Raw genomic sequence first — 22,740 nt, forward strand, 5'->3', positions numbered from 1 at the left:
CTGCCTGAATTCCTGCCGGTTGCCCATTTTTTGAGCATCCGTGTTAGAATTTCAGGCTTTCCCTCATTTTGATCCTTGCACGGGCGGATTCATAACGCTTAGGCGGGGGTCGATTAAGGGCTTGAAATTTCAGGATTTTCCCGGGCCGTCTCTTTGTGCCTTGGAAAGAATCACCTGGATTTAGGCCTAGTTTGGGAAAGAAAACTGGCTGGATGTTCCAACCAGAGCAAATTTTTATTCTTAGGAACCATCATGAAGACCTTTGTGGCCAAGCCGCATGAAGTCCAACGTGACTGGTTTGTGATCGACGCCAAGGGCAAAGTCCTCGGTCGTGTGGCCAGCGAAGTCGCACGTCGTCTGCGTGGCAAGCACAAACCTGAATTCACGCCTCACGTTGATACCGGTGACTACATCGTCATCATCAACGCGTCCGATATCGTCGTTACCGGCGCCAAGGCGAAGGACAAGAAGTACTTCCGCCACACGACGTACCCGGGCGGTATCCGTGAAACGAACTTCGAGAAAATGCAAGAGCGTTTTCCCGGCCGTGCCATTCAGAAGGCCGTCAAGGGCATGCTGCCCAAGGGTCCTCTGGGCTACGCCATGATCAAGAAGCTGAAGGTCTATGCTGGTGCCGAGCACCCGCACACCGCCCAGCAGCCCAAGACGCTGGATATCTAAGGAAACGCCATGATCGGTAACTGGAATTACGGAACCGGCCGTCGCAAAACTTCGGTGGCTCGCGTTTTCATCAAGAAGGGCACTGGCAAGATCGTCGTCAACGGCAAGCCCGTCGACGAGTTCTTCGCTCGTGAAACCGGCCGCATGGTCGTGCGCCAGCCGCTGGAACTGACCGGCCACCTGGAATCGTTTGACATCAAGGTCAACGTGCACGGCGGCGGTGAAACCGGCCAAGCCGGCGCAATCCGTCACGGCATCACGCGTGCCCTGATCGACTACGACGCCACGCTGAAGCCCTCGCTGTCGCAAGCTGGCTTTGTCACGCGCGATGCCCGCGAAGTCGAACGCAAGAAGGTCGGCTTCCGCAAGGCACGTCGTCGCAAGCAGTTCAGCAAGCGTTAATGCCCTGCAAAAAGCCCGCTTCGGCGGGCTTTTTGTTTTTGGGCCGGCGATGCGTGTCATCGCCGGCCTTGCGCGGAACTCCGCGACCCCCGCCCGGTCGGACAGGTAATGCCGTGCCAAATCCGGCACGCCGGTGCAATCCCCTGTTTCCCGAGCGATACAATCGTATTTCGTTCTCCGAAGAGCTCTCATCATGGCCCAAGCATCGAACACCCGCATCAAGGTTGGTATCGTCGGCGGCACCGGTTATACCGGCGTCGAACTGCTGCGCTTGCTGTCGCAGCATCCCAACGTGGAATTGACTGCCATCACGTCCCGCAAGGAAGACGGCCTGCCCGTCGCCGACATGTACCCGAACCTGCGCGGCCGTGTGAAGCTTGCTTTCTCGGCGCCGGAAAAGGCCTCGCTGACGGACTGCGACGTGGTCTTCTTCGCCACGCCCCATGGCGTGGCCATGGCGCAAGCCCAGGAACTGATCGCCGCGGGCACCCGCGTCATCGACCTGGCCGCTGACTTCCGCCTGCAGGACATTCCCACGTTCGAACGCTGGTACAAGATTCCCCACACCTGCCCGGACATCCTGGCCGAGTCCCAGTATGGCCTTGTCGAACTGAACCGCGAAGCCATCTCCAAGGCGCGCGTCATCGGCAATCCCGGCTGCTATCCCACCACCGTGCTGCTGGGCCTCGCGCCCCTGCTCGAAGGCGGCAAGACTCTGGTCGACACCCAGTCGCTCATCGCCGACTGCAAGTCGGGCGTGTCCGGCGCCGGCCGCAAGGCAGAAGTTGGCTCGCTGTTCTCCGAAGCTTCCGACAACTTCAAGGCCTACGGCGTGGCGGGCCATCGCCATCATCCCGAAATCACCGCCCAGCTCGAAAAGCTTGCCGGCGGCAAGGTCGGCCTGACTTTCGTCCCGCACCTGGTGCCGATGATCCGCGGCATGTTCTCCACGATCTACGCGCGCATCCTGCCCGAAGCACGCGACACCGACTTCCAGGCCCTGTTCGAAGCGCGATACGCCGACGAACCCTTCGTCGACGTCATGCCGGCCGGCAGCCACCCTGAAACGCGTTCCGTGCGCGCCTCGAACACGCTGCGCATCGCGCTCAGCCGTCCGGGCAATGGCGACCAGCTCATCGTCATGGTCGTGCAGGACAACCTGGTCAAGGGCGCCGCTGGCCAAGCCGTGCAGAACATGAACCTGATGTTCGGCATCCCCGAGACGGTGGGCCTGGACCAGGTCGCCATCCTGCCGTGATGTCTTGGCGGCCCATCGCGGGCCGCCGTCCTTATTTTTGATGCCTGCAGATCCCTCCGCCTCGCCCAAGCAGCGCGCCACTCATGGCGGGCTTGCGAGGTTGTGCGCGGGTCTGATTCTGGGCGTATTGCTGGGCGGGGCGGCAGGCTTTTTCCATGCGCGCCAGCTCTATCGTCCTCAAGATGCGGTTGTGATCAGCACGCAGCAGGCGGAGGCGCAGGACGAGGCCATGCGCCAGCAGGCGACGCAGTTGCGCTACGTCCGAGGGCAACTCGATACCGCCGACGGCGAACTCGTCATCGAGCGTTCGGCTCGCCAGGAACTCGAGGCCCAGCTTCACGCCACGCAGGCCGAAGTCGGCCGGGTGCGCGACCAGCTCGCGTTCTACGAACAATTGCTGCCGCCCGGACCTGAAGGCTCGGTGGACATCCGCGGCGTGCAGATCGACCGCGAGGGCGGCGGCCTGCGGTACAAGGTGCTGTTGATGCGCAGTGGCCGCAATGGCGCCACGCCGTTCGCGGGCGCGCTGCGGTTCCAGGCCACGGGCGTGCTCAAGGGCGAAACCGTCACGGTGGACCTGGCGCCCATGCAGGTCAAGGCCGAAACCGGTCCCGTTACCGCCACCGGCGACAACATCGCGGCCGCGTCCTTGGCCCTGCAGTTCGATCAGTACCAGCGCAGCCAGGGCATCCTGGCCGTACCAGACGGCTTTGTCCCCGAAAGCGTGACAGTAAGCGTCCTCGAGGGCGAAACCGTCCGCGCGTCGCGCAGTGTCAAACTGGAACTTTGAGTCTGATCAAGCCCTGCGCTATAGTGACACTATACGAGCGGCGACGCCGCTCACCGAAATATGGCCTTATCGGCCAGGAGTGAACCATGAATGCAGTGACCGAAACCGTCGACCTTCAGGCCCCCCCGCCTGTGCCCCTGGTGTTTACCGACTCGGCTGCCGCCAAAGTGAAAGACCTGTTGGCCGAAGAAGGCAACCCCGAACTGAAGCTGCGCGTATTCGTGCAGGGCGGCGGCTGTTCGGGCTTCCAGTACGGTTTCACGTTCGATGAAGTCGTGAACGAAGACGACACCGTGCTCGACAAGGACGGCGTGCAGTTGCTCGTCGACCCGATGAGCTTCCAGTACCTGGTCGGCGCCGAGATCGACTACAAGGAAGACCTGGAAGGCGCGCAGTTCGTCATCCGCAATCCCAACGCCAGCACCACCTGCGGCTGCGGCTCCTCGTTCTCGGTGTAATCGCCAGGCAGGAAAGACAAAAGCCCTTCGGCACGCCGAAGGGCTTTTGTTTTGGGCCGCCGCGCCGGCCTGCGCGGGGCGCGCCAAGTGAAACGCGTCAGGCGAAACGCGTCAGGCGGGGTAGAAGGCGCCCAGGATGCGCGGCTCGCGCGCTCCCGTGACGGCGGGCAGGCCGGCCGGCCGGCGTTCGACGTGGGCCTGCGCCAGCCACGCAAAAGCAAGCGCCTCGACCTGTTGGGCTGGCACCCCCAGCTCGTCGGTCGGCTTTACGGGGCGCTGCAGGCAGTAAGCCAATTCGCGCATGAGCCCCGCGTTGCGGGCGCCGCCGCCGCACACGAACACGTCTTGCGTGCCTGGCGCCGCGGCGTCTATCGCATTGGCGACCGTCCTGGCGGTCAGCCGCTGCAGCGTGGCCTGGACATCCTGGGGCGCCGGTTTGGGTCCGCCGAACTCGGCCAGGCGACTGTCCAGCCATTGCATGTTGAAGAGGTCCCGGCCCGTGGACTTGGGTGGGGGCAAGCCGAACCAGGGCTCGCTCGCGATCAGTTGTTCGAGCAGCGGCGCCAGCACCTGGCCCGTGGCGGCCCAGCGGCCGTCCGCGTCATAGGGCAGGCCAAGGTGGCGCTGGCACCAGCCGTCCAGGAATACGTTGGCGGGACCGGTGTCAAAGCCGCGTGCCGGCTGCCCGTTGGTCAGCAGCGTCACATTGGCGATGCCACCCAGGTTGAGCACGGCGCGGCCGTGGCTGGCGCCGAAGATCGCCGCATGGAAGGGCGGGACGAGGGGCGCACCCTGGCCGCCCGCGGCGACGTCCCGGCTGCGGAAGTCCGCCACTACGGCGATGCCCGTCAGTTCGGCCAGCAGCGCCGGCGCGTTCAACTGCAGGGTATAGCCCAAGTCCGGGCGGTGGCGAACGGTCTGGCCATGCGCGCCGATGGCGGTGATGTCGTGGGCGGCGGCCCCTGCGTCCTTGAGCAGCGCAGACACCGCCTGGGCGTAAAGGCGCGCGAGTGCGTTGGCTGCCAGCGCCGCACGCCCAAGTTCGTCGTTCCCAGGCAAGTTCAGCGCCAGCAGTTCGCGGCGCAGGTTTTCGGGCATGGGAAGGCTGGCGCTGGCCAGCACCTGAGGCGGCTGGCCGTTGGCCAACCGCGTCAGCACGCCGTCTACGCCGTCGACGCTGGTTCCGGACATCAATCCGATATAGAGCGTGCCGCTTTCGTGTTGCAGGGGCTGGGTGGCGTTCACGGGCACCTCGAAAATAAAAAAGGCGGCTGGAGCATGCTGCCCCGCCGCCGCGCCCGCCAAGCGGGCTTTCTTTGCCCCGAAGGGCTTGCGGATCCGCCTAGCGGCTGGCCACGTTGGTCAGCGCATCGGGCAGCGTCTGCTGGAACTCGGTCAGCAACTGGATCTGCTGTTTGTAGGGCGCCACGGCTTGGTTGAACGCGCGGACTTCAGCGGGTTCAAGGGCGCGGGCCACAGGCAGGTCCACGGACAGCGGATCGATGGGCTGGTTGTCGACGCGGAACTCGTAATGCAGGTGCGGGCCGGTGGCCCAGCCGGTGGAGCCGACATAGCCCAGCAGCTGACCTTGGGAAATCTTCGAGCCCTTGGTGATGCCCTCGGCGATACGGCTCTGGTGAGCGTACAGCGTCGAGTACTTGCCGTGGTGCTTCACGATGACCACGTTGCCGTAGCCGTTCTGCCAGCCCGAGAATTCGACAGTGCCGTCCGCGGTGGAGTGGATGGGCGTGCCCGAAGGCGCGGCGTAGTCTACGCCCTTGTGTCCCGTCCAGGTCTTGTGGATGGGATGCATGCGCATGCCGAAAGTCGAGCTGATGCGGCTGAACTTCAGAGCAGTGCGCAGGAAGGCGCCGCGCAGGCTGGTGCCGTCGAAGTCGTAGTAGGAACCGGACTTTTCGTCGGGGCTGAACCAGACGGCGCTGTAGGTCTTGCCGCCGTTGATGAATTCCAGCGCGAGCACACGGCCGGCGCCGGCGTAGCGTCCGTCGTGCGAACGCACTTCGTAGACCACGCGGAATTGGTCGCCCTGGCGCAGGTCGCGCAGGAAGTCGATCTTGGCGCTGAGGATGTCGGCCATCTGCATCGTGACCGAATCCGGAATGCCGGCGGAGTCGGTGGCGCCGAACAGCGAGGACTTGATCGTGCCCACCGCGACGCGCGTCTGGCGTTCGGTGCTTTCGGTGACTTCCTCGGCCTTGTAGCTGTCGCCGGAAGGCGCGACGTGCAGCATGCGCGTCACGACCTGGCCGTCGGATTCATTGCCGGGGGTGTGGATGTAGCGCAGCCAGATCAGGTTGCCCTGTTCGTCGGTAGCCGCCTGCACCGAGCGGCCCGGATACAGCTTGTAGATGCTGCGTGCGCTGGCGTCGTGCGTCAGGAAGGACTGCAGGTTGGGCGCGTCCAGCTCCAGGCGCTGCAACACCGCCGACAGCGTGTCGCCGGCACGGATGCGGGTTTCACTGATGTAGGGGGCGGCGCTGGGGCTGCTGACTTCGACTTGTTCGGCGGTCAGCGGCAAAATGCTCTGGATGACGCGCGACGGGGGGAGTTCGGTGCGGTCGGGTTGCTGCACCATGCCGAGGGCGGCGGCGCCGGCGAACAGACCGATGGCGGAGACGAGAAGAGTGCGGCGGAAAAGTCCCGAGCGATGGGGCTTGGGCTCAACGGGCGCAAACACGGCAGCAACTTTGCGCTTGATGCTACTCGCCAGTTCGTGGAGGCCACGATTCATCGTGAAAATACCCTCTCAGGTGGCTTGAGCTCGCAGGGTGCGTGACACGAACGGCCCTCGCGCGCCACGTTTCCGGGGCAAGGGCTGGCGCGGGGGCGCATCTTGTGAACAATGGGTGGTAGAGCGAACACAACTGCGTATATATGACAGTTGCGTATGATTAGGCCGGTATCCTAGCCGATTCGGCTAGAATTTTCGATAGTTTTCGTCACTTTTTACACCTTTTTGTCGGCTGAAGCCGCATTGGTCCCCCGTCATGTCACCATCCGAAGCCCCCATCACTCCCGAAGTCGAAGCGGATCTGCGTATAGCCAAGCGCGGTTGCGACGAGCTGCTGGTTGAATCCGAATTTGCCCGCAAGCTGGCCAAGAGCCGCGCCACCGGGGTGCCCCTGCGCATCAAATTGGGGCTGGATCCCACCGCCCCGGACATCCACCTGGGCCACACGGTGGTGCTGAACAAGATGCGCCAATTGCAGGACCTGGGCCACAACGTCATCTTCCTGATCGGTGACTTCACGTCCACCATTGGCGATCCCAGCGGCCGCAACAGCACGCGCCCACCGCTCACGCGCGAGCAGATCGAAGCCAACGCCAAGACCTACTACGCGCAGGCCAGCCTGGTGCTGGATCCGGCTCGAACCGAGATCCGCTACAACTCCGAATGGTGCGATCCGCTGGGCGCTCGCGGCATGATCCAGCTGGCGTCGCGCTACACGGTGGCTCGCATGATGGAACGCGAGGACTTCACCAAGCGGTTCAAGGGTGGCATTCCCATCTCGGTGCATGAATTCCTGTATCCCTTGATGCAGGGCTATGACTCGGTGGCGCTGAAATCCGATCTGGAGCTGGGGGGCACCGATCAGAAGTTCAACCTGCTGGTCGGGCGCGAACTGCAAAAAGAATATGGGCAGGAGCCGCAGTGCATCCTGACGATGCCGCTGCTGGTCGGGACGGACGGCGTAGAGAAGATGTCCAAGTCCAAGGGCAACTACATCGGCATTTCAGAGTCGCCCGATTCCATGTTCGGCAAGCTGATGTCCATCTCCGATACGTTGATGTGGCGGTACTTCGAGCTGCTGTCGTTCCGCTCGTTGGAGGACATCGCCGCGCTCAAGCAAGAGATCGAAGGCGGCCGCAATCCGCGCGACGCCAAGGTGATGCTGGCCCAGGAAATCATCGCGCGCTTCCATTCCGCCAAGGCCGCGGACGACGCCCTGGCCACGTTCGAGGCGCGCTTTCGCGATGGCGCGATTCCGGATGACATGCCTGAAGTGAACATCGGCGGCGCTCCCGTGGGCATCTTGAAGCTCCTGCGAGAAGCCGGCCTGGTGGCGTCGGGGTCCGAAGCGCAGCGCAACGTCGAGCAAGGCGGGGTGCGCGTCAATGGCGATCGCGTGGAAGACAAATCGTTGCAATTGCCGGCCGGGACTTACGTCGTTCAGGTGGGCAAGCGCAAGTTTGCGCGTGTTAACTTGAACCCGTAAATCCGAAGTTTTGATACCCTGGGGGTACAGACAGGGGCAGGGCGCCTTTGCGGCATTTAAAGGAGCACGACATGGAACTTTCGAGTTTGTCATTTTCCGATCACGAGTCGATTCCCGAGCGCTACGCATTCGGCAGGATCGATGCGCAATCGCACGTCGCGCTGGCAGAGAATTTCAACCCGCAGTTCTCGTGGGACGACGTCCCTGCGGGTACGCAGTCGTTCGCGTTGCTCTGCCACGATCCTGACGTGCCCTCGCGCCCCGACGACGTCAACCAGGAAGGTCGCGAAGTGCCCGCCGACCTGCCCCGAGTGGATTTCTTCCACTGGGTGCTGGTGGACCTGCCGGCCGACCTGCGAGATATCGAAGAGGGCGCCTTCTCCAACGGCATCACGCCGCGCGGCAAGGGCGGCCCCCTGGCTCCCATGGACGCGCGCCAGGGCATCAACTCGTATTCTTCGTGGTTCGCCAATGACCACGACATGAGCGGCGAGTACTTTGGCTACGACGGCCCTTGCCCGCCCTGGAACGACGCCCTGGTCCACCGGTACATCTTCACGCTGTACGCGCTGGACGTGCCCAGCCTGAACCTGCAGGGTTCGTTCACAGGTGAAGATGCGCTGCGCGCCATCCAGAAGCACGTGCTGGCGCAGGCTTCGCTGACGGGCACCTATACGCTCAATCCCAAGCTGGCTCCCAAGCAAATCGGGGCCACGTCGGCCTGACGTCGGTCGACGTATACGCAGGGCCGCCTGGTGCGGCCCTTTTTCATTGCCGCCCCGATTATGCGCAAGGGCAGGCGCCGCTCGGACGCCTTGCATGAAAGTTTCTCAAGTCGGCATGAACCGCATTTCCCGCCCGGCGCGGATGGCGTGGTTTTCGTGCCCTTGCGGCGTAATTTGGCCGGGTTCGGGCGATTTTGGCGGCAATCGAACCGGCGCAACGGGGTAAACTACTCGGCATTCTGCGGGTTTACCCACCCGACGCCGTTTTCTCCTCTCTTACCGCCTCAGGAAACCCCCGTCATGTTTGACCGCAACCTTACCCTGTCCAAGGCAGACCCCGACGTCTGGGCCGCCGTCCAGAAGGAAGACCAGCGCCAGGAGCAGCACATCGAACTGATCGCTTCGGAGAACTACGCCAGCCCGGCCGTCATGGAAGCCCAGGGCACGCAGCTCACGAACAAGTACGCCGAAGGCTACCCGGGCAAGCGCTACTACGGCGGTTGCGAATACGTTGACGTGGTCGAACAACTGGCCATCGACCGCCTGAAGCAGATCTTCGGCGCCGAAGCCGCCAACGTGCAGCCCAACTCCGGTTCGCAGGCGAACCAGGGCGTCTACATGGCCGTGCTGAAGCCGGGCGACACCGTTCTGGGCATGAGCCTGGCCGAAGGCGGCCACCTGACGCACGGCGCGTCGGTCAACGCATCGGGCAAGCTGTACAACTTCATCTCGTACGGCCTGGACGAAAACGAAGTCCTGAACTACGACCAGGTCGAGCAACTGGCCAAGGAACACAAGCCCAAGCTGATCGTCGCTGGCGCGTCGGCCTACGCCCTGCACATCGATTTCGAGCGCATGGCCCGCATCGCCCGTGAAAACGGCGCGCTGTTCATGGTCGACATTGCCCACTACGCCGGCCTGGTGGCTGGCGGCGCGTATCCCAACCCGGTGCCGCACGCCGACTTCGTCACGTCCACGACGCACAAGTCCCTGCGCGGCCCGCGCGGCGGCGTCATCATGATGAAGGCCGAGCACGAAAAGATCATCAACTCGGCCATCTTCCCGGGCATCCAGGGCGGTCCGCTGATGCACGTCATCGCCGGCAAGGCCGTGGCCTTCAAGGAAGCGCTGGAGCCGTCGTTCAAGGACTACGCGCAGCAAGTGGTCAAGAACGCCAAGGTGCTGGCCGACACGCTGGTCAAGCGCGGCCTGCGCATCGTTTCCGGCCGCACCGAAAGCCACGTCATGCTGGTCGACCTGCGCTCCAAGGGCATCACGGGCAAGGAAGCCGAGGCCGTGCTGGGCCAGGCCCACATCACGGTCAACAAGAACGCCATCCCGAACGATCCGGAAAAGCCCTTCGTGACCAGCGGAATCCGCCTGGGCACGCCGGCCATGACCACCCGCGGTTTCACCGAAGCCGACGCCGAACTGACGGCCAACCTGATCGCCGACGTGCTGGACAATCCGCGCGACGAGGCCAACATCGCCGCCGTGCGCGCCAAGGTCAATGAACTGACCTCGCGCCTGCCGGTGTACGGCAAAAAGTAATCAGGCGACCCCGTGCGCGGGCCATTCCCGCGCATTCCGGGTTCCAGGCAAGGGACGGCCCCGCAAGGCGCCGTCCCTTGGCTTTTGGAGCAGGGGCGATGGGTAGTCCACGTGGCCAGGGGCAAAATCGTCCGTTCTGGCGTTAGGCGCGGGGCTCGTCGTTACAATATGCTCAATTATTGCCTCCAGCGCCTTTAGGGATCACACATGCGGTGTCCATTTTGCGGCAATGCCGAAACGCAGGTCGTCGACAGCCGGGTCTCGGAAGAGGGCGACGCCATCCGTCGTCGCCGCCGCTGCCTGTCCTGTGACAAGCGGTTCACCACCTACGAGCGGGTGGAGCTTGCCATGCCTTCCATCGTCAAGCGCAACGGCAGCCGCAGCGAATACGACCCCGCCAAGCTGCGGGGCAGCCTTGGTCTGGCGCTGCGCAAGCGGCCGGTCAGCACCGAGGACGTGGACGCCGCCGTCGCCCGAATCGAAGAACAATTGCTCGCCAGCGGCCAGCGGGAAGTGCCGTCCGAGCACATCGGCGAACTCGTCATGACCGAACTGCGCAAGCTCGACAAGGTCGCGTACGTCCGCTTTGCATCGGTCTACAAGAGCTTCGAGGACATCGGCGAATTCGTCGAAGCCATCCGCGAGATGCAGGGCCCGCTGCTGCCGGGCAAGCTGCGCAAGGAATAGCGCCGTACGGCGCGGTCGGGCAGTAAAACGGCGCCCCGAGGCGCCGTTTTCATTGCGTGAAGGCGGCCCGGGCGGCCTCGTCCACTGCCCCTGCCGTCCTGTCCAACCCGCCAGGGGCCCCGCGCATCAAGCTGGGCGTCATTGGCTGGAACTTGCGCCACACCCGGCGCATGTGCTGCGCCGAACCGAATCCCGATTTCTCCGCCACCCGTTCCAGGTCCAGCCGGGTGTCCCGGAGCAGGTCTCGGGCCAGCGCCACGCGGATCTGATACAGGTAATCCATGGGGGTACAGCCGGCGTGCTCGCGGAACAGGCGCGTCAGGTGGCGCGGACTGGTGTGCGCGTGCTCGGCAAGCGACTGGGCGGACCAGGCCGCGGCCGGGTCGCGGACGACCGCGTCCTGGACCCGATGCACGCCAGGATGCATGTGGCTGCGATGGTCCAGCCAGGGCGACAGCGTGGAATCCGTGCCGGCGCGGCGCTGGTAGACGACCATGTCGCGCGCGACTTCGCTGGCGACGCGCGGGCCGCAGTGGCGCGACACCATGTGCAGCGCCAGATCGATGCCCGCGGTGATGCCCGCGCTGCTGACCAGGTTTCCGTCCTCGACGAAGATGCGGTTGTCCTGCACGCGCGCGCTGGGATCGATGGCGGCCAGCTGTTCAAGACAGGAGTGGTGGGTGGTGCAATCGCGCTGCCGGGTAAGGCCGGCCGCAGCGGCGAACAGCGCACCCGCGCAGACGGTCATCAAGGTGAAGCCGTCGGCGGGATGCCGCAGGGCCAGCCAGTCGACGATGGCGCGCGCGTCCGGGTCGTCCAGACGGGTGTGCTTGCCCACCACGCCGGACACGATGACCAGCGCATTGCGCGGCAGCGCGGCCGGCAGGGGCTGGATGTGCGCCAGGCGCAGGCCCGGGACGCCGCTTTCCACGTCGCGCGAGGGGCCGCAGAAGTGCTGTTCGTACGTGCCCGGACAAAGCTTGTTGGCGACGCGGAAAGCCTCGGCAGGGCCTGCCAGATCCAGCAGGACGATGCCGCGCGGCACCACGAAGTACACCGGTATCATGCGCGCCTCCCGGCCGGCTGCTAAGCCGCAAGCGCGTCGGCGGCGCGGACGATGCGGGCAAAGCGGCCTTGCAGCACCAGTTCTGTCCGATCGCGGATCTCGGCCGGCGTGTAGTGGCGGCCTGATGGACTTTGCATGGCGAAGGTGAGGGTGGCGTCGGTGGGAAAGGCCACCTTGAAGCCGGCGTCGCTGGCGTGGCGGGACGTGGTTTCGCAACATTGCTCGGTACGGATGCCTGCCACGATGATGCCTTCGATGCCATGCTTGTTCAGCCAGTCGTGCAGCGAGGCGCCGTTCTCATCCTTGGCGTACAGCGAGGAATGCACCGTCTTGTGGAACACGGCGGTGGGGGAAATCCGCAGTTCCTTGAGCGTCCGGACGTGGCCCGAGGCCAGGGAAAACGGATTGGCCGGATCGTCGGAGACGCTGGTGTGAAACACCTGCAGCACAGGAATGTCCTGCGCGCTGGCCGAATCGATCAGCGGCTGGATCTGGGAAACGAACGCCGGATATTCGCATTCGTCCCAAAACGGACGTTGACGAAAGGATTCCTGCACATCAATGACGATCAAAGCCTGTTTCATGTCCATGGCCTCCCTGGCCCGGTTTTTTGGGGGTGTTGGCGCTATTGTTACTCCGATCCCCGGGCAAGGCGAGGGCTATCCGAGACGACCAGCGGCCCAAAACGGACATCGCTGACGCAGGCTGCCGGGCAAGAGCAAAGGGGCGCATCGCCGGGCGCCGGGCAGACATACAATCCTGGGCATGAACATGCCTAGCGACACCGACGACGTTTTCTGGATGCGACGCGCCCTGGCGCTGGCGCATACCGTCATGTATACGACCGCTCCCAACCCTCGGGTGGGCTGCGTGATCGTGCGCGACGGGCGGGTATTGGGCGAAGGCGCCACCCAGCCGCCGGGCGGCCCGCACGCTGAAATCTGCGCGCTGCGCGATGCCCAGTCGCGCGGCGAATCCGTCGCGGGCGCTACGCTGTATGTCACCCTGGAGCCCTGCAGCCATTTCGGGCGCACGCCGCCTTGCGTCGACGCGGTGCTGGCGGCCCGGCCGGCGCGCGTGGTGGTCGCCATGGGAGATCCCAATCCGCTGGTCAATGGTCAAGGGCTGGCGCGCCTGCGCGATGCCGGCATCGCCGTAACGACGGGCGTCTGCCGCGAAGAGGCGCTGGCCGTGAACGCGGGCTTCATCTCTCGGATGAGCCGCGGCCTGCCTTGGGTGTGGATGAAGATGGCCGCGTCGCTGGATGGCCGCAGTGCGCTGCATAACGGCATGTCGCAATGGATCACCGGCCCGGACGCCAGGGCGGACGGGCATCGCTGGCGCGCGCGCAGTTGCGTGGTCCTGACGGGCATGGGCACCATCCTGAAGGATGATCCCCAATTGAACGTGCGCGGCGTCGATACGCCACGCCAGCCGCGCAAGGCGGTCGTGGACGGCCGATTCGAGATTCCCGAGAACGCCCGCCTCTTCGATGGCGCAGAGGTCATTGTGTTCACCGCGCGCGAGGACGCCTCGAAAGCCGCCCGGCTGGCGGACCGGAACGCCCGCGTGGTGTACCTGCCGGGGGCGGAGCCGGGCCGGGTGGATCTGCCCGCAATGATGCGCTGGATGGCGCAAGAGCAGTTCAACGAAGTCCATGTCGAGGCCGGCGCCGGACTCAGCGGCGCGCTGGTCGCCGCCGGGTGCGTGGACGAATTGCTGCTGTACCTGGCGCCCTTGCTGCTGGGCGACGCGGCAGGCATGGTTCGGCTCCCGATGCTTGAGCACCTGGACGCCGCGCGACGGTACGAATTCATCGAAGCCGTGCGTGTGGGCGCCGATCTTTCCGTGCGCGCGCGCGTGGCAGGCACGTGGCGCGAGCTGATGGAAAGCGTTGCGCTGCCCGCGCTTTCGTAGCCTGTTTCGGGACGGTGTTGCTTGCGGCTGGCGCACACGCGGCACATACGAGCAATGCATCGCGTATTTTTCCCGCATGCAAAAAAAAAGCGGATGCTGAAATATCCGCACTGCCGCAAGGGCTGCTAGCACTCTGCATGTGTGGCTGCCAATCCTCCACGGGCCGCGCCCAGCTTGCGTCTCCACGAATCATGGATGATGCGAAGCGTGACGCCCGCGTCGAAAAGCGCTTGTGCGCGCATGCAAATCTGCCGGCGCTTGCATCATCGCGCACGCCTCCTGGTAAAAATGAATTGCCACAAAACGGTCAATTGGGCTTAGCATAGGCGCATGACTTGGCGCTCAGCGCTCGCGGTCCACCGCAAAATGCCACGCGCCCTCGTCACCACGGATTCCCGTGCCGCATTCGGCGCAGTTCAACAACCGACCGGCACGCTGCTGAACGAAGTCGCAACGCGCCGTTCAGACCGTCCGCCGCGATCGCATGGCGGGCGCACCGGGTTCGCACCCGGCTCATAAGAATCCTCCGGGATATCGCTCATCCCTTCATTTCATTGCTGTCCATTTCATGTGCGGCTGCGTCAGGCACGCAACATGCGGGGATATGCTTAAGACGAACGAGCGAGCTGCTGAACACAACGAGCGAACTTGCTCACGTAAGTTGCATTCCCTGACGGAACTTGTATCCAAGGGCTGCAGCCTAAAAGGAAAGGGCCCGATACTGCTTATGGTTGATGTGTGGCGAAAGCAACATAAGAACCAGCTGAATATGCTTATCGCGAGAAAGCGAGGGCGCTGAGGCACAATGGGCATGTAGGGACGTATTGAATTTTTGACGTGTTGTAGGAGGTTTCCGTGCAAAACATCGTCGAAGGCTTCAAGTCGCAGTACGCAAGAGAGCAGGAATCGGAGCTCTCTCTCGAGGAGTATTTGAACCTCGCCAAACGCGATCCCATGGCGTACGCCAGCCCCGCCGAGCGCATGTTGGCCGCGATCGGAGAACCGGAAATCGTGGATACGCGCAACGACCCACGTCTTTCTCGCTTGTTTTCCAACCGGACCATCCGGCGCTATCCCGCGTTCCAGGAGTTCTACGGCATGGAGGACGTGATCGGACAGATCGTCGCGTTCTTCAAGCACGCCGCTCAAGGACTGGAAGAGCGCAAGCAAATCCTTTATCTGTTGGGCCCGGTGGGTGGCGGTAAGTCGTCCATCGCGGAACGGCTGAAGGCGCTGATGGAAAAATTTCCCATCTATGCCTTGAAAGGGTCGCCGGTCAACGAATCGCCGCTCGGGATTTTCCATCCCGAACGGTTCGGCGACATGCTCGAAAAGGAATACGGAATTCCGCGGCGGTATCTCACCGGCATCATGTCGCCGTGGGCCGTGAAGCGGCTCAAGGAATTCGACGGCGACATCTCGAAGTTCCGCGTCGTGCGCCTGAATCCGTCGGTGCTGCGCCAGATCGCCATCGCCAAGACGGAACCGGGCGACGAGAACAACCAGGACATCTCCTCGCTGGTCGGCAAGGTGGACATCCGCAAGCTGGACCGCCATTCGCAGGACGACCCGGACGCCTACAGCTATTCGGGCGGGCTGTGCCTGGCCAACCAGGGGCTGCTTGAGTTCGTGGAAATGTTCAAGGCGCCGATCAAGATGCTGCATCCGCTGCTGACGGCCACCCAGGAAGGAAACTTCAAGGGCACCGAAGGTTTTTCGGCGATTCCGTTCAACGGGGCCATCCTCGCCCACTCGAACGAATCGGAATGGCAGACCTTCCGCAACAACAAGCACAACGAGGCGTTCCTTGACCGTATCTACATCGTCAAGGTGCCATACTGCCTGCAGGTCTCGGAAGAAGTCCGCATCTACGAAAAGCTGCTGCACCACAGCTCGCTTTCGGAAGCGCCTTGCGCGCCCGGAACGCTGGACATGATGGCGCAGTTCTCGGTGCTGACCCGCCTGAAGGAACCCGAGAATTCCAGCATCTATTCCAAGCTGCGCGTCTACGATGGCGAAAGCCTGAAAGACGTCGACCCGAAGGCCAAGGCCTTGCAGGAGTACAAGGATTATGCCGGCACCGACGAAGGCATGAACGGGGTGTCCACGCGCTTCGCGTACAAGATCCTGTCCAGCGTCTTCAACTATGACCAGACGGAAGTGGCCGCCAATCCGGTGCACCTGATGTACGTGCTGGAACAGCGGATCGGCCGCGAGGATTATCCGGACGAGATCCGCCGGCGCTACCTGGAGTTCATCAAGGGCTTCCTGGCGCCGCGCTACGCCGAATTCATCGGCAAGGAAATCCAGACGGCTTACCTCGAGTCCTATTCCGAATACGGCCAGAACATTTTCGATCGCTACGTGACTTTTGCCGACTGCTGGATCCAGGACGAAGAGTTCCGCGATCCCGAAACCGGCGAAAGCTTCGACCGCAGCGCGCTGAACGATGAGCTGGAAAAGATCGAGAAGCCAGCAGGTATCGCGAACCCCAAGGATTTCCGCAACGAGATCGTGAACTTCGTGCTGCGGGCGCGCGCCAACAATAACGGCCGCAATCCCAACTGGACCAGCTATGAAAAGCTGCGCGAAGTGATCGAGAAGAAGATGTTCTCGAACACCGAAGACCTGTTGCCGGTGATTTCGTTCAACGCCAAGGCTTCGGCCGAGGACAAGACGAAGCACCAGAGCTTCGTGGATCGGATGGTGGAGAAGGGCTACACGGAAAAGCAGGTCAGGCTGCTGTGCGAGTGGTATCTCCGTGTGAGGAAGTCTTCCTGAGCGAGGTGAATCATGAATTCACTTATCGATCGCCGTCTTAACGGTCGCAACAAAAGCGCCGTTAACCGGGAGCGCTTTCTGCGGCGTTACAAAGACCAGATCCGCAAGGCGGTGCACGGGATGATCCGTGACCGCTCCATTCAGGACATGGACCAGGGCGGGGAAATCAACCTCCCTGCCCGGGACATCTCCGAGCCGACGTTCCGGCACGGTTCCGGGGGCGACCGGGAGCTGGTGCATCCGGGCAACCGCGAATTCGCCAAGGGCGACACCTTCGACCGGCCGCAGGGCGGGCAGGGCGAAGGCGGATCCGAGCCCGGAGAAGGCGAATCGGTCGACCAGTTCACCTTCAGCCTGTCGCGCGCCGAATTCCTGAATCTGTTCTTCGAAGACCTGGAGCTTCCGCACCTGGCGCGAAACCAGCTGGGCGAAGTCAGCCAGAAGAAGTGGCAGCGCGCCGGCTACACCACCACCGGCTCTCCCAGCATGTTGAGCATCAGCCGCACGCTCAAGTCGTCGCTGGCGCGGCGGGTGGCGCTGAGCGTCAAGGCGCGTGCTGACCTGGAAGATGCGGAAAAGGCGCTGGCCGAGGCGCAGGCGGCGGGGGCGCCCGCCGCTCGCATCACCGAACTGGAAGCCGAGGTCGAGGACTGCCGCGAACGCCTGGCCCGTGTGCCTTTCCTTGACGACCTGGACTTGCGTTATCGAAACCGCGTTTCTGTCGCCATCCCGATGGCGCGCGCGGTGATGTTCTGCCTGATGGACGTGTCCGGTTCCATGGACGAAGGCAAGAAGGATCTGGCGAAGCGGTTTTTCACGCTGCTTTACCTGTTCCTGTCGCGCAAGTACGAGCACGTGGATCTGGTTTTCATTCGCCATACCGACAACGCCGAGGAAGTCGACGAACACACCTTCTTCTACGACCCCAAGAGCGGCGGCACTATCGTGTTGTCGGCGCTGGAGCTGATGCGCGAGATCCTGGAAAAGCGCTATCCGCCTTCCGCGTGGAACGTGTACGCGGCGCAGGCCAGCGACGGCGACTCGTTCGGCGCCGACGCGGGCAAGAGTGCGCGTTTCCTGGCCGAGCACCTGCTGCCATCCACGCGCTACTTCGCCTATATTGAAATACCCGACTCTCAGGAAGCCCGCAAGAGCAGCCTGTGGGCGGAATATGAACAGAAGCTGGAGCCGCATTTCGTCATGCGGCGCATCTGCGATCGCGGGGAGATCTTTCCCGTGTTCCACGATCTGTTCAAGAAGGAGACCGCATGAATGCCATCGTGGGTGCTCTCGTGGAGCCGCAATCGGCCGGCGGGCCCGGGCCGATCTCCCAAGGTTCCGAATGGACGTTCGAACTGATCCAGACCTATGACGACGCGATCTCCCAGATCGCGCGCGAGTACGGGCTGGACACCTATCCGAACCAGATCGAGGTCATTACCTCGGAACAGATGCTGGACGCGTATGCGTCGGCCGGCCTGCCTATCGGCTATCCGCACTGGTCCTACGGCAAGGAATTCATCCGCAACGAGGGGTTCTATCGCCGCGGGATGCAGGGGCTGGCGTACGAGATCGTCATCAATTCGAATCCCTGCATCTCGTATCTCATGGAAGAAAACTCCATGCCGATGCAGGCGCTGGTGATTGCGCATGCCTGCTATGGGCACAACTCGTTCTTCAAGGGCAACTACCTGTTCCGGCAATGGACCGACGCCGACGGCGTGCTGGATTACCTGGTGTTCGCTCGCAAGTACGTGATGGCCTGCGAGGACCGCTACGGCATCGACGCGGTAGAAGCGCTGCTGGATTCCTGCCACGCGCTGTCGCACCACGGCGTGGACCGCTACAAGCGTCCGACGCCGGTCTCCTACAAGGAAGAGGCCGCGCGCCAGGCCGAGCGCGAAGAGCACGCCCGGTTGCAGTACAACGACCTCTGGCGCACGCTGCCGCGCATGGAATCGGACAAGGACACGCGCGCCGCGGCCACGGTGTTCCCGCCGGAACCCGAGGAAAACCTGCTCTACTTCATCGAAAAGTATTCGCCCAAGCTGGCGCCGTGGCAAAAGGAACTGGTGCGGATCGTCCGCAAGGTCGCCCAGTACTTTTATCCCCAGACCCAGACCAAGGTCATGAACGAGGGCTGGGCGACGTTCTGGCACTACACCATCCTGAATCGCCTGCACGCCAAGGGGTTGGTGAACGACGGCTTCATGATGGAGTTCCTGCAGAGCCACACCAACGTCGTCAGCCAGCGCGGTTTCGACGAACGCGGCTATGGCGGCATCAACCCGTATGCCCTGGGTTTTGCGATGATGTCCGATATCCGCCGCATCTGCGAGGCGCCCACGCCCGAAGACCGCCAATGGTTCCCGGACATCGTGGGCAGCGATTGGCTGAAGACGCTGGACTTCGCCATGCGCAACTTCAAGGACGAGTCCTTCATCTCGCAATACCTGTCGCCACGGTTGATCCGCGAGTTCCGGTTCTTTGCGATTTCGGACCACCAGTCCAATCCCAAGCTGGAAGTCGCCGCCATCCACGACGACGAGGGCTACCGCGACATCCGCCGCCTGCTGGCCGCGCAGCACAACCGTGACAACCAGGTGCCCGACATCCAGGTCATCCGCTTCAACCGCGATACCGACCGCTCGCTGGTGCTGCGTCACCTGAAGAGCCGCGGCCGGCCGCTGGCGGGCGAAGACGCCGAGCAGGTCATGAAGCACCTGGCCCGCCTGTGGGGTTTCCGCGTCCGGCTGGAAGAAACCGAGCCGGACGGCACGATCAGCTCCTACCGGGAGCAGGACCCGCCGACGTCGAAGTAAGGCGCCGGTAGGGGAAGGGACGCGCGTAGTGCGTCCCTTTTTCTATGCTGGCTTGCTGTCCTGCCGCGGAACCTGCTAGAATCGCGGATTCGCAATTTTCGCAGCTTGCAAAAGCCGCTGAAAATTCGCAGATAGGACAGGTGGCCGAGCGGTTGAAGGCGCACGCCTGGAAAGCGTGTATACGTCAAAAGCGTATCGGGGGTTCGAATCCCCCTCTGTCCGCCAGGAATACATATAAGCCCCTGATTTCGTTGAGAAATCAGGGGCTTTTTGGTTGCCGCTTACAAAACGGCTATCAAAAGTTGGGGGGTGCCTCTGGAATATCCTGGAGTTCGCTGGAAAACCAGCTTGCCGTCGTATAGCGACACAAGCAGCGCTGATCGCCCAAGGCAATGTGGTAATCACTGGATTATTGCGGCTTTCGCATGCCACGAAGACAGAAGCGCTTTTCGGGGTATGTTTTGTCTTTCCTCGGGATGGAACCCCTACACTTGGATGCCGTTATCGAGTAGCTAGTCGTACGGAGTTGCTCGGATTTTTGAAAGATTAGTGAGCCACTTATTCATCGTGGCCAGTCTGACGGACATCTTGGCTAGGGTCGAAAATGATCAACGCTGGTCGGCTATCGGCCATGAGCCGTCGGCGGTGGTATCAAGGAGCAGATAAACAACGATTGAACTGAGAGGCGCGCGCACTCCGGCTACTTGAGAATAGCTCCCACAAAGAGCGCTGAACCGAACGAGTATGACTGCACCGCCAGCGGTCCGGTCCAAGTGGGAGTAAGTGTCAAGTCGGCGAGCACTACAACAGCCCCCGAGGCCAACACCAAGACGAAACAGTATGTCTTCTTTCTTGCTCTCGACTATTAGCTTGGCTTGGCCCGCGGCGCGACAGACTTCATCCGTGAACTCATCCAAGTTTCTTAAAAAGTACTCATCGGATCCGCGACCGTACTTGCCGATGTATGCATGTGCCTGGAGATCGAAGTCGTCTTTTACGACTTGAGCGATGGCCGTGCTTGAGAGACCAGCTCGCTCGAAGACTAGTAGTTCAGGGCTCAGAAATTCATCGGGAAAGTGAGCGAGGCTAATGCCGTTTGGCCGCGTTGGCTTCGGTGTGTTTGTCTGCAGCTGCCGCTACCTCGGACACACATTGGCGAAATGTTTGATCTGTCCTCAGTTTTCGAAGCCCGTCGCAGCTAAGCTTGGTAGCGAGGATTGCCTCATCTGTCGTAATACTTACTCGACGTGTGCAGAGTTCCTGAACGTAGTCTGTAGCTCTTGTGAGCTTATCGTTGACCGGTGGAACTTGCGCCTGTGCAAATGCGGCGTTCGATGCGAGAAGTGCAATGAGTGACACGACTAGTAGAAGGACTTTCATGCCATCTCCTTGACTAGGGATGGATTATTGAACTTGCAGCCTAGGCGCGAACAACTTTTTGCGACATCCCCAAAATTGAGGATGTGCGAGCGGCAACTTTTAATGCACGGTAGTTATCCGGCGGCGAGGTCCGACCGTCCGCTATGGGTTGTCCATTCAACCGGTCGTTGCAACACACTAGAGGCTGCGTGGAAAGGCATTGCGTCCTGACAGCCACGGCGCAATCGTCTGCACCGCACCAACCTGGGCGGTCTTACTTCGATCTTTCGAACCAGGACTCACTGAAGTCGGCCATCTAGGCGTGCTCAAAAGGGGAGGGAAGGTCAGTCGACTACAACGAATACCGCCCTCACGAAGCGCTGGGTGGCATCCCGCGGGTGCAGTACATCCCCGGTTAACTCAAGCTCCGAATCTCTATCGGTAGTTGTCTTGACAGAGGAGCTCATGGCCCGACTGAGGAATGCTCGAGATGAACGCAGAACAATCAAGCCACAACTCCAAGAGCACGGAGAAGCGTCCGGACACTGCGGCCTCAGCGGTTCAGTCGCAAGACCTAAAGGACGTAGGGGCGGGGCCATTGGAGCGCGCAAGTCTAAGTTCCAGTTTGGCACTTATCGGACAGCGCCTCACATCTTTGGAAGCTCGACTTCAGAATACGGCGGGGGAAGCAAAGCCAACTTCGCCCACATGGTTGGAGTTCGCAAAAATTGTCTTCGGCGGGTGGCCCGCTTTTGGACTTATCTTCATGCTGCTCTTTTATGGCCCCGTTCGAGATGCTATCAATGCACTTCCAGAAAAGGTCAAGAGTGCTGAAGAAATGAGCGTCTTAGGAGTCTCGCTCAAAACTACGATCCGGGTAGAAGCAGAAAAGATCGGTTCGATACAGCTATCTCAAACGCTACCTACACTTTCTCCCGCTGCTGTCGAATTCATACTCCGAGATTCACCCGCGCACAACGCGCTGGTTTCGTATAGTAAGCAAGGCGATCTTGTGAAGACCGTTTGGTTTCCATCGGAGAAAACCTTAAAAATTCTTGAGGAATTGGAAAAGAAGAAACTCGCTGCTGTTCACGTTATCGGCGAGCTTCCAGTCGATACTGTTTCTAAAATTCGGAAGGGAATTGCCGATTTCCGGAAAAAATATCCGGGACGAGTAGCGGCAGCCGGATCCATTGATCCCGATCGGATTGCATTTGACCTCACGCCTCCTGCCGATGTGGTGGTTCCAGCCTACTCTTGGAACCTAACAGATCTTGGAAAGAACGCGGTGAGCGTCATTTTAAAGGCCGTATCGGTCCAACTAACACCCCATCCTCAGAGCGGTGACAGGTCCACTAGGTGAGGAAAAGCGTTTGCCATCAGCCCTACCACTGACAACGCTAAGAGGCCGGAGGTTACGTTCCAGATCGGCATGCGAGAGAAGTAACGGCAAAAGGCGATCGTCATACTTCGGCGTGTCCAGTCGGTCACCCGACGCATGCAGAGCTTTTGGAAATCTGGGACGGCGAAACCGAAGCTCCACCCGGAGCAGGCCCGCGCTTCCCAAAAGCGCCCGCTTCTCTTACTGAGACCGGGGCGTTTTGCATTGGCGATCCGGCCTTTACGGTACGCTCTTGCCATGACACCCGAAACGCCGATTCGATCGTCAGCGCCGCGCCTGGATCTGTACACCCTCCAGATTTTCGTGGCCGTGTTGGAGGAAGGCAGCATCGCCGCTGCCGCCACGCGCGAACACATCGCGCCGTCGGCGCTCAGCAAGCGCTTGTCGGAGCTTGAGCGGATCCTGGATGTGTCGCTGTTCACCCGCCATGCCCGCGGCGTGGAGGCGACGAGCGCTGGCCTGGCGCTGGCGCGGCATGCGCGGGCGCTGCTGCATCAGGCCCGCGGCCTTGCGGATGAGCTGCGCGATTTTTCGTCCGGCGTGCGCGGGCGTAAGCACCCCTGTCAAGTAGACATTGGTTGATAGACGATCGGAGCGAAGGTT

General features: G+C 62.1%; 19 protein-coding genes and 1 tRNA gene. 16 read left to right on the forward strand and 4 right to left on the reverse strand.

The genetic code is table 11. From position 1 onward, the window contains the following. Positions 1–252 precede the first annotated feature (252 nt). From rplM to erpA, 5 genes are all read left to right on the forward strand, one after another. Positions 253–681 carry a 50S ribosomal protein L13 gene (gene rplM, locus RT614_RS27595; RefSeq protein WP_008163100.1) on the forward strand — a complete coding sequence of 143 codons (429 nt, stop codon included), beginning with the start codon at positions 253–255 and terminating at the stop codon, positions 679–681. Between the two features lie 9 nt (positions 682–690). Beyond that, the gene (rpsI, locus tag RT614_RS27600; protein WP_008163098.1) at positions 691–1,083 is read left to right on the forward strand and encodes a 30S ribosomal protein S9; all 393 of its coding nucleotides are present in this window, start codon (positions 691–693) and stop codon (positions 1,081–1,083) included. Between the two features lie 193 nt (positions 1,084–1,276). Continuing rightward, the gene (gene argC, locus RT614_RS27605; protein ID WP_313625613.1) at positions 1,277–2,341 is read left to right on the forward strand and encodes an N-acetyl-gamma-glutamyl-phosphate reductase; all 1,065 of its coding nucleotides are present in this window, start codon (positions 1,277–1,279) and stop codon (positions 2,339–2,341) included. A gap of 40 nt (positions 2,342–2,381) precedes the next feature. Further along, complete coding sequence (locus RT614_RS27610; RefSeq protein ID WP_313625615.1) at positions 2,382–3,131, forward strand: DUF6776 family protein; 750 nt, start codon at positions 2,382–2,384, stop codon at positions 3,129–3,131. Between the two features lie 86 nt (positions 3,132–3,217). Further along, positions 3,218–3,589, forward strand: coding sequence for an iron-sulfur cluster insertion protein ErpA (erpA, locus tag RT614_RS27615; RefSeq protein ID WP_063951957.1), 372 nt, complete (start codon positions 3,218–3,220; stop codon positions 3,587–3,589). Positions 3,590–3,700: 111 nt separating this feature from the next. Here the strand turns inward: erpA and RT614_RS27620 are convergent, their stop codons facing one another. Further along, positions 3,701–4,834, reverse strand: coding sequence for an anhydro-N-acetylmuramic acid kinase (locus RT614_RS27620; RefSeq protein ID WP_313625617.1), 1,134 nt, complete (start codon positions 4,832–4,834; stop codon positions 3,701–3,703). A 97-nt stretch (positions 4,835–4,931) separates the two neighbouring features. Continuing rightward, positions 4,932–6,341 carry a M23 family metallopeptidase gene (locus tag RT614_RS27625; protein ID WP_313625619.1) on the reverse strand — a complete coding sequence of 470 codons (1,410 nt, stop codon included), beginning with the start codon at positions 6,339–6,341 and terminating at the stop codon, positions 4,932–4,934. A 256-nt stretch (positions 6,342–6,597) separates the two neighbouring features. Here RT614_RS27625 and tyrS point away from each other — a divergent pair, with 256 nt between their 5' ends. From tyrS to nrdR, 4 genes are all read left to right on the forward strand, one after another. Then, positions 6,598–7,827, forward strand: a complete 1,230-nt coding sequence (gene tyrS, locus RT614_RS27630) for a tyrosine--tRNA ligase (RefSeq protein WP_313625620.1) — start codon at positions 6,598–6,600, stop codon at positions 7,825–7,827. 71 nt (positions 7,828–7,898) lie between these two features. After that, positions 7,899–8,552 (forward strand): YbhB/YbcL family Raf kinase inhibitor-like protein, encoded by a 654-nt coding sequence (locus RT614_RS27635; RefSeq protein ID WP_313625621.1) that lies wholly within the window; start codon positions 7,899–7,901, stop codon positions 8,550–8,552. A 300-nt stretch (positions 8,553–8,852) separates the two neighbouring features. Next, positions 8,853–10,103 carry a serine hydroxymethyltransferase gene (glyA, locus tag RT614_RS27640; RefSeq protein ID WP_313625622.1) on the forward strand — a complete coding sequence of 417 codons (1,251 nt, stop codon included), beginning with the start codon at positions 8,853–8,855 and terminating at the stop codon, positions 10,101–10,103. 207 nt (positions 10,104–10,310) lie between these two features. Next, positions 10,311–10,790: a transcriptional regulator NrdR gene (nrdR, locus tag RT614_RS27645; RefSeq protein WP_313625623.1), complete on the forward strand. Its 480-nt coding sequence runs from the start codon at positions 10,311–10,313 to the stop codon at positions 10,788–10,790. A gap of 49 nt (positions 10,791–10,839) precedes the next feature. On the opposite strand, the gene RT614_RS27650 is transcribed toward nrdR, so the two are convergent. Further along, positions 10,840–11,856 (reverse strand): helix-turn-helix domain-containing protein, encoded by a 1,017-nt coding sequence (locus RT614_RS27650; RefSeq protein ID WP_313625624.1) that lies wholly within the window; start codon positions 11,854–11,856, stop codon positions 10,840–10,842. Positions 11,857–11,876: 20 nt separating this feature from the next. Next, positions 11,877–12,440: an isochorismatase family protein gene (locus RT614_RS27655; protein ID WP_313625625.1), complete on the reverse strand. Its 564-nt coding sequence runs from the start codon at positions 12,438–12,440 to the stop codon at positions 11,877–11,879. Positions 12,441–12,621: 181 nt separating this feature from the next. Here RT614_RS27655 and ribD point away from each other — a divergent pair, with 181 nt between their 5' ends. From ribD to RT614_RS27690, 7 genes are all read left to right on the forward strand, one after another. Beyond that, a complete protein-coding gene (ribD, locus tag RT614_RS27660; RefSeq protein ID WP_313625627.1) occupies positions 12,622–13,773 on the forward strand; it encodes a bifunctional diaminohydroxyphosphoribosylaminopyrimidine deaminase/5-amino-6-(5-phosphoribosylamino)uracil reductase RibD in 1,152 nt (383 codons plus the stop codon). A gap of 864 nt (positions 13,774–14,637) precedes the next feature. Then, positions 14,638–16,554: a PrkA family serine protein kinase gene (locus tag RT614_RS27665; RefSeq protein ID WP_409558528.1), complete on the forward strand. Its 1,917-nt coding sequence runs from the start codon at positions 14,638–14,640 to the stop codon at positions 16,552–16,554. Between the two features lie 12 nt (positions 16,555–16,566). Then, positions 16,567–17,826 carry a YeaH/YhbH family protein gene (locus tag RT614_RS27670; protein WP_313625629.1) on the forward strand — a complete coding sequence of 420 codons (1,260 nt, stop codon included), beginning with the start codon at positions 16,567–16,569 and terminating at the stop codon, positions 17,824–17,826. Then, positions 17,823–19,376, forward strand: a complete 1,554-nt coding sequence (locus RT614_RS27675; RefSeq protein WP_313625630.1) for a SpoVR family protein — start codon at positions 17,823–17,825, stop codon at positions 19,374–19,376. Before RT614_RS27670 ends, RT614_RS27675 begins: the two co-directional genes overlap by 4 nt. 134 nt (positions 19,377–19,510) lie before the next feature. Next, positions 19,511–19,601: transfer RNA gene (locus tag RT614_RS27680), tRNA-Ser, on the forward strand. 1,624 nt (positions 19,602–21,225) lie between these two features. Then, complete coding sequence (locus RT614_RS27685) at positions 21,226–22,098, forward strand: hypothetical protein (protein WP_313625632.1); 873 nt, start codon at positions 21,226–21,228, stop codon at positions 22,096–22,098. 276 nt (positions 22,099–22,374) lie between these two features. Further along, positions 22,375–22,719: a LysR family transcriptional regulator gene (locus tag RT614_RS27690; RefSeq protein ID WP_313625633.1), complete on the forward strand. Its 345-nt coding sequence runs from the start codon at positions 22,375–22,377 to the stop codon at positions 22,717–22,719. The last annotated feature ends 21 nt before the right edge of the window (positions 22,720–22,740 follow it).

It is taken from the genome of Achromobacter sp., from assembly GCF_032102605.1.
Classification (GTDB): Bacteria; Pseudomonadota; Gammaproteobacteria; order Burkholderiales; family Burkholderiaceae_B; genus Achromobacter.

Excerpts from the sequence above, each read along its gene's own strand:
- rplM (WP_008163100.1), top strand. The coding sequence starts at position 253 with ATGAAGACCTTTGTGGCCAAGCCGCATGAAGTCCAACGTGACTGGTTT.
- rpsI (WP_008163098.1), top strand. The coding sequence starts at position 691 with ATGATCGGTAACTGGAATTACGGAACCGGCCGTCGCAAAACTTCGGTG.
- argC (WP_313625613.1), top strand. The coding sequence starts at position 1,277 with ATGGCCCAAGCATCGAACACCCGCATCAAGGTTGGTATCGTCGGCGGC.
- RT614_RS27610 (WP_313625615.1), top strand. The coding sequence starts at position 2,382 with ATGCCTGCAGATCCCTCCGCCTCGCCCAAGCAGCGCGCCACTCATGGC.
- erpA (WP_063951957.1), top strand. The coding sequence starts at position 3,218 with ATGAATGCAGTGACCGAAACCGTCGACCTTCAGGCCCCCCCGCCTGTG.
- RT614_RS27625 (WP_313625619.1), bottom strand. The coding sequence starts at position 6,341 with ATGAATCGTGGCCTCCACGAACTGGCGAGTAGCATCAAGCGCAAAGTT.
- tyrS (WP_313625620.1), top strand. The coding sequence starts at position 6,598 with ATGTCACCATCCGAAGCCCCCATCACTCCCGAAGTCGAAGCGGATCTG.
- RT614_RS27635 (WP_313625621.1), top strand. The coding sequence starts at position 7,899 with ATGGAACTTTCGAGTTTGTCATTTTCCGATCACGAGTCGATTCCCGAG.
- glyA (WP_313625622.1), top strand. The coding sequence starts at position 8,853 with ATGTTTGACCGCAACCTTACCCTGTCCAAGGCAGACCCCGACGTCTGG.
- nrdR (WP_313625623.1), top strand. The coding sequence starts at position 10,311 with ATGCGGTGTCCATTTTGCGGCAATGCCGAAACGCAGGTCGTCGACAGC.
- RT614_RS27650 (WP_313625624.1), bottom strand. The coding sequence starts at position 11,856 with ATGATACCGGTGTACTTCGTGGTGCCGCGCGGCATCGTCCTGCTGGAT.
- RT614_RS27655 (WP_313625625.1), bottom strand. The coding sequence starts at position 12,440 with ATGAAACAGGCTTTGATCGTCATTGATGTGCAGGAATCCTTTCGTCAA.
- ribD (WP_313625627.1), top strand. The coding sequence starts at position 12,622 with ATGAACATGCCTAGCGACACCGACGACGTTTTCTGGATGCGACGCGCC.
- RT614_RS27670 (WP_313625629.1), top strand. The coding sequence starts at position 16,567 with ATGAATTCACTTATCGATCGCCGTCTTAACGGTCGCAACAAAAGCGCC.
- RT614_RS27675 (WP_313625630.1), top strand. The coding sequence starts at position 17,823 with ATGAATGCCATCGTGGGTGCTCTCGTGGAGCCGCAATCGGCCGGCGGG.
- RT614_RS27685 (WP_313625632.1), top strand. The coding sequence starts at position 21,226 with ATGAACGCAGAACAATCAAGCCACAACTCCAAGAGCACGGAGAAGCGT.
- RT614_RS27690 (WP_313625633.1), top strand. The coding sequence starts at position 22,375 with ATGACACCCGAAACGCCGATTCGATCGTCAGCGCCGCGCCTGGATCTG.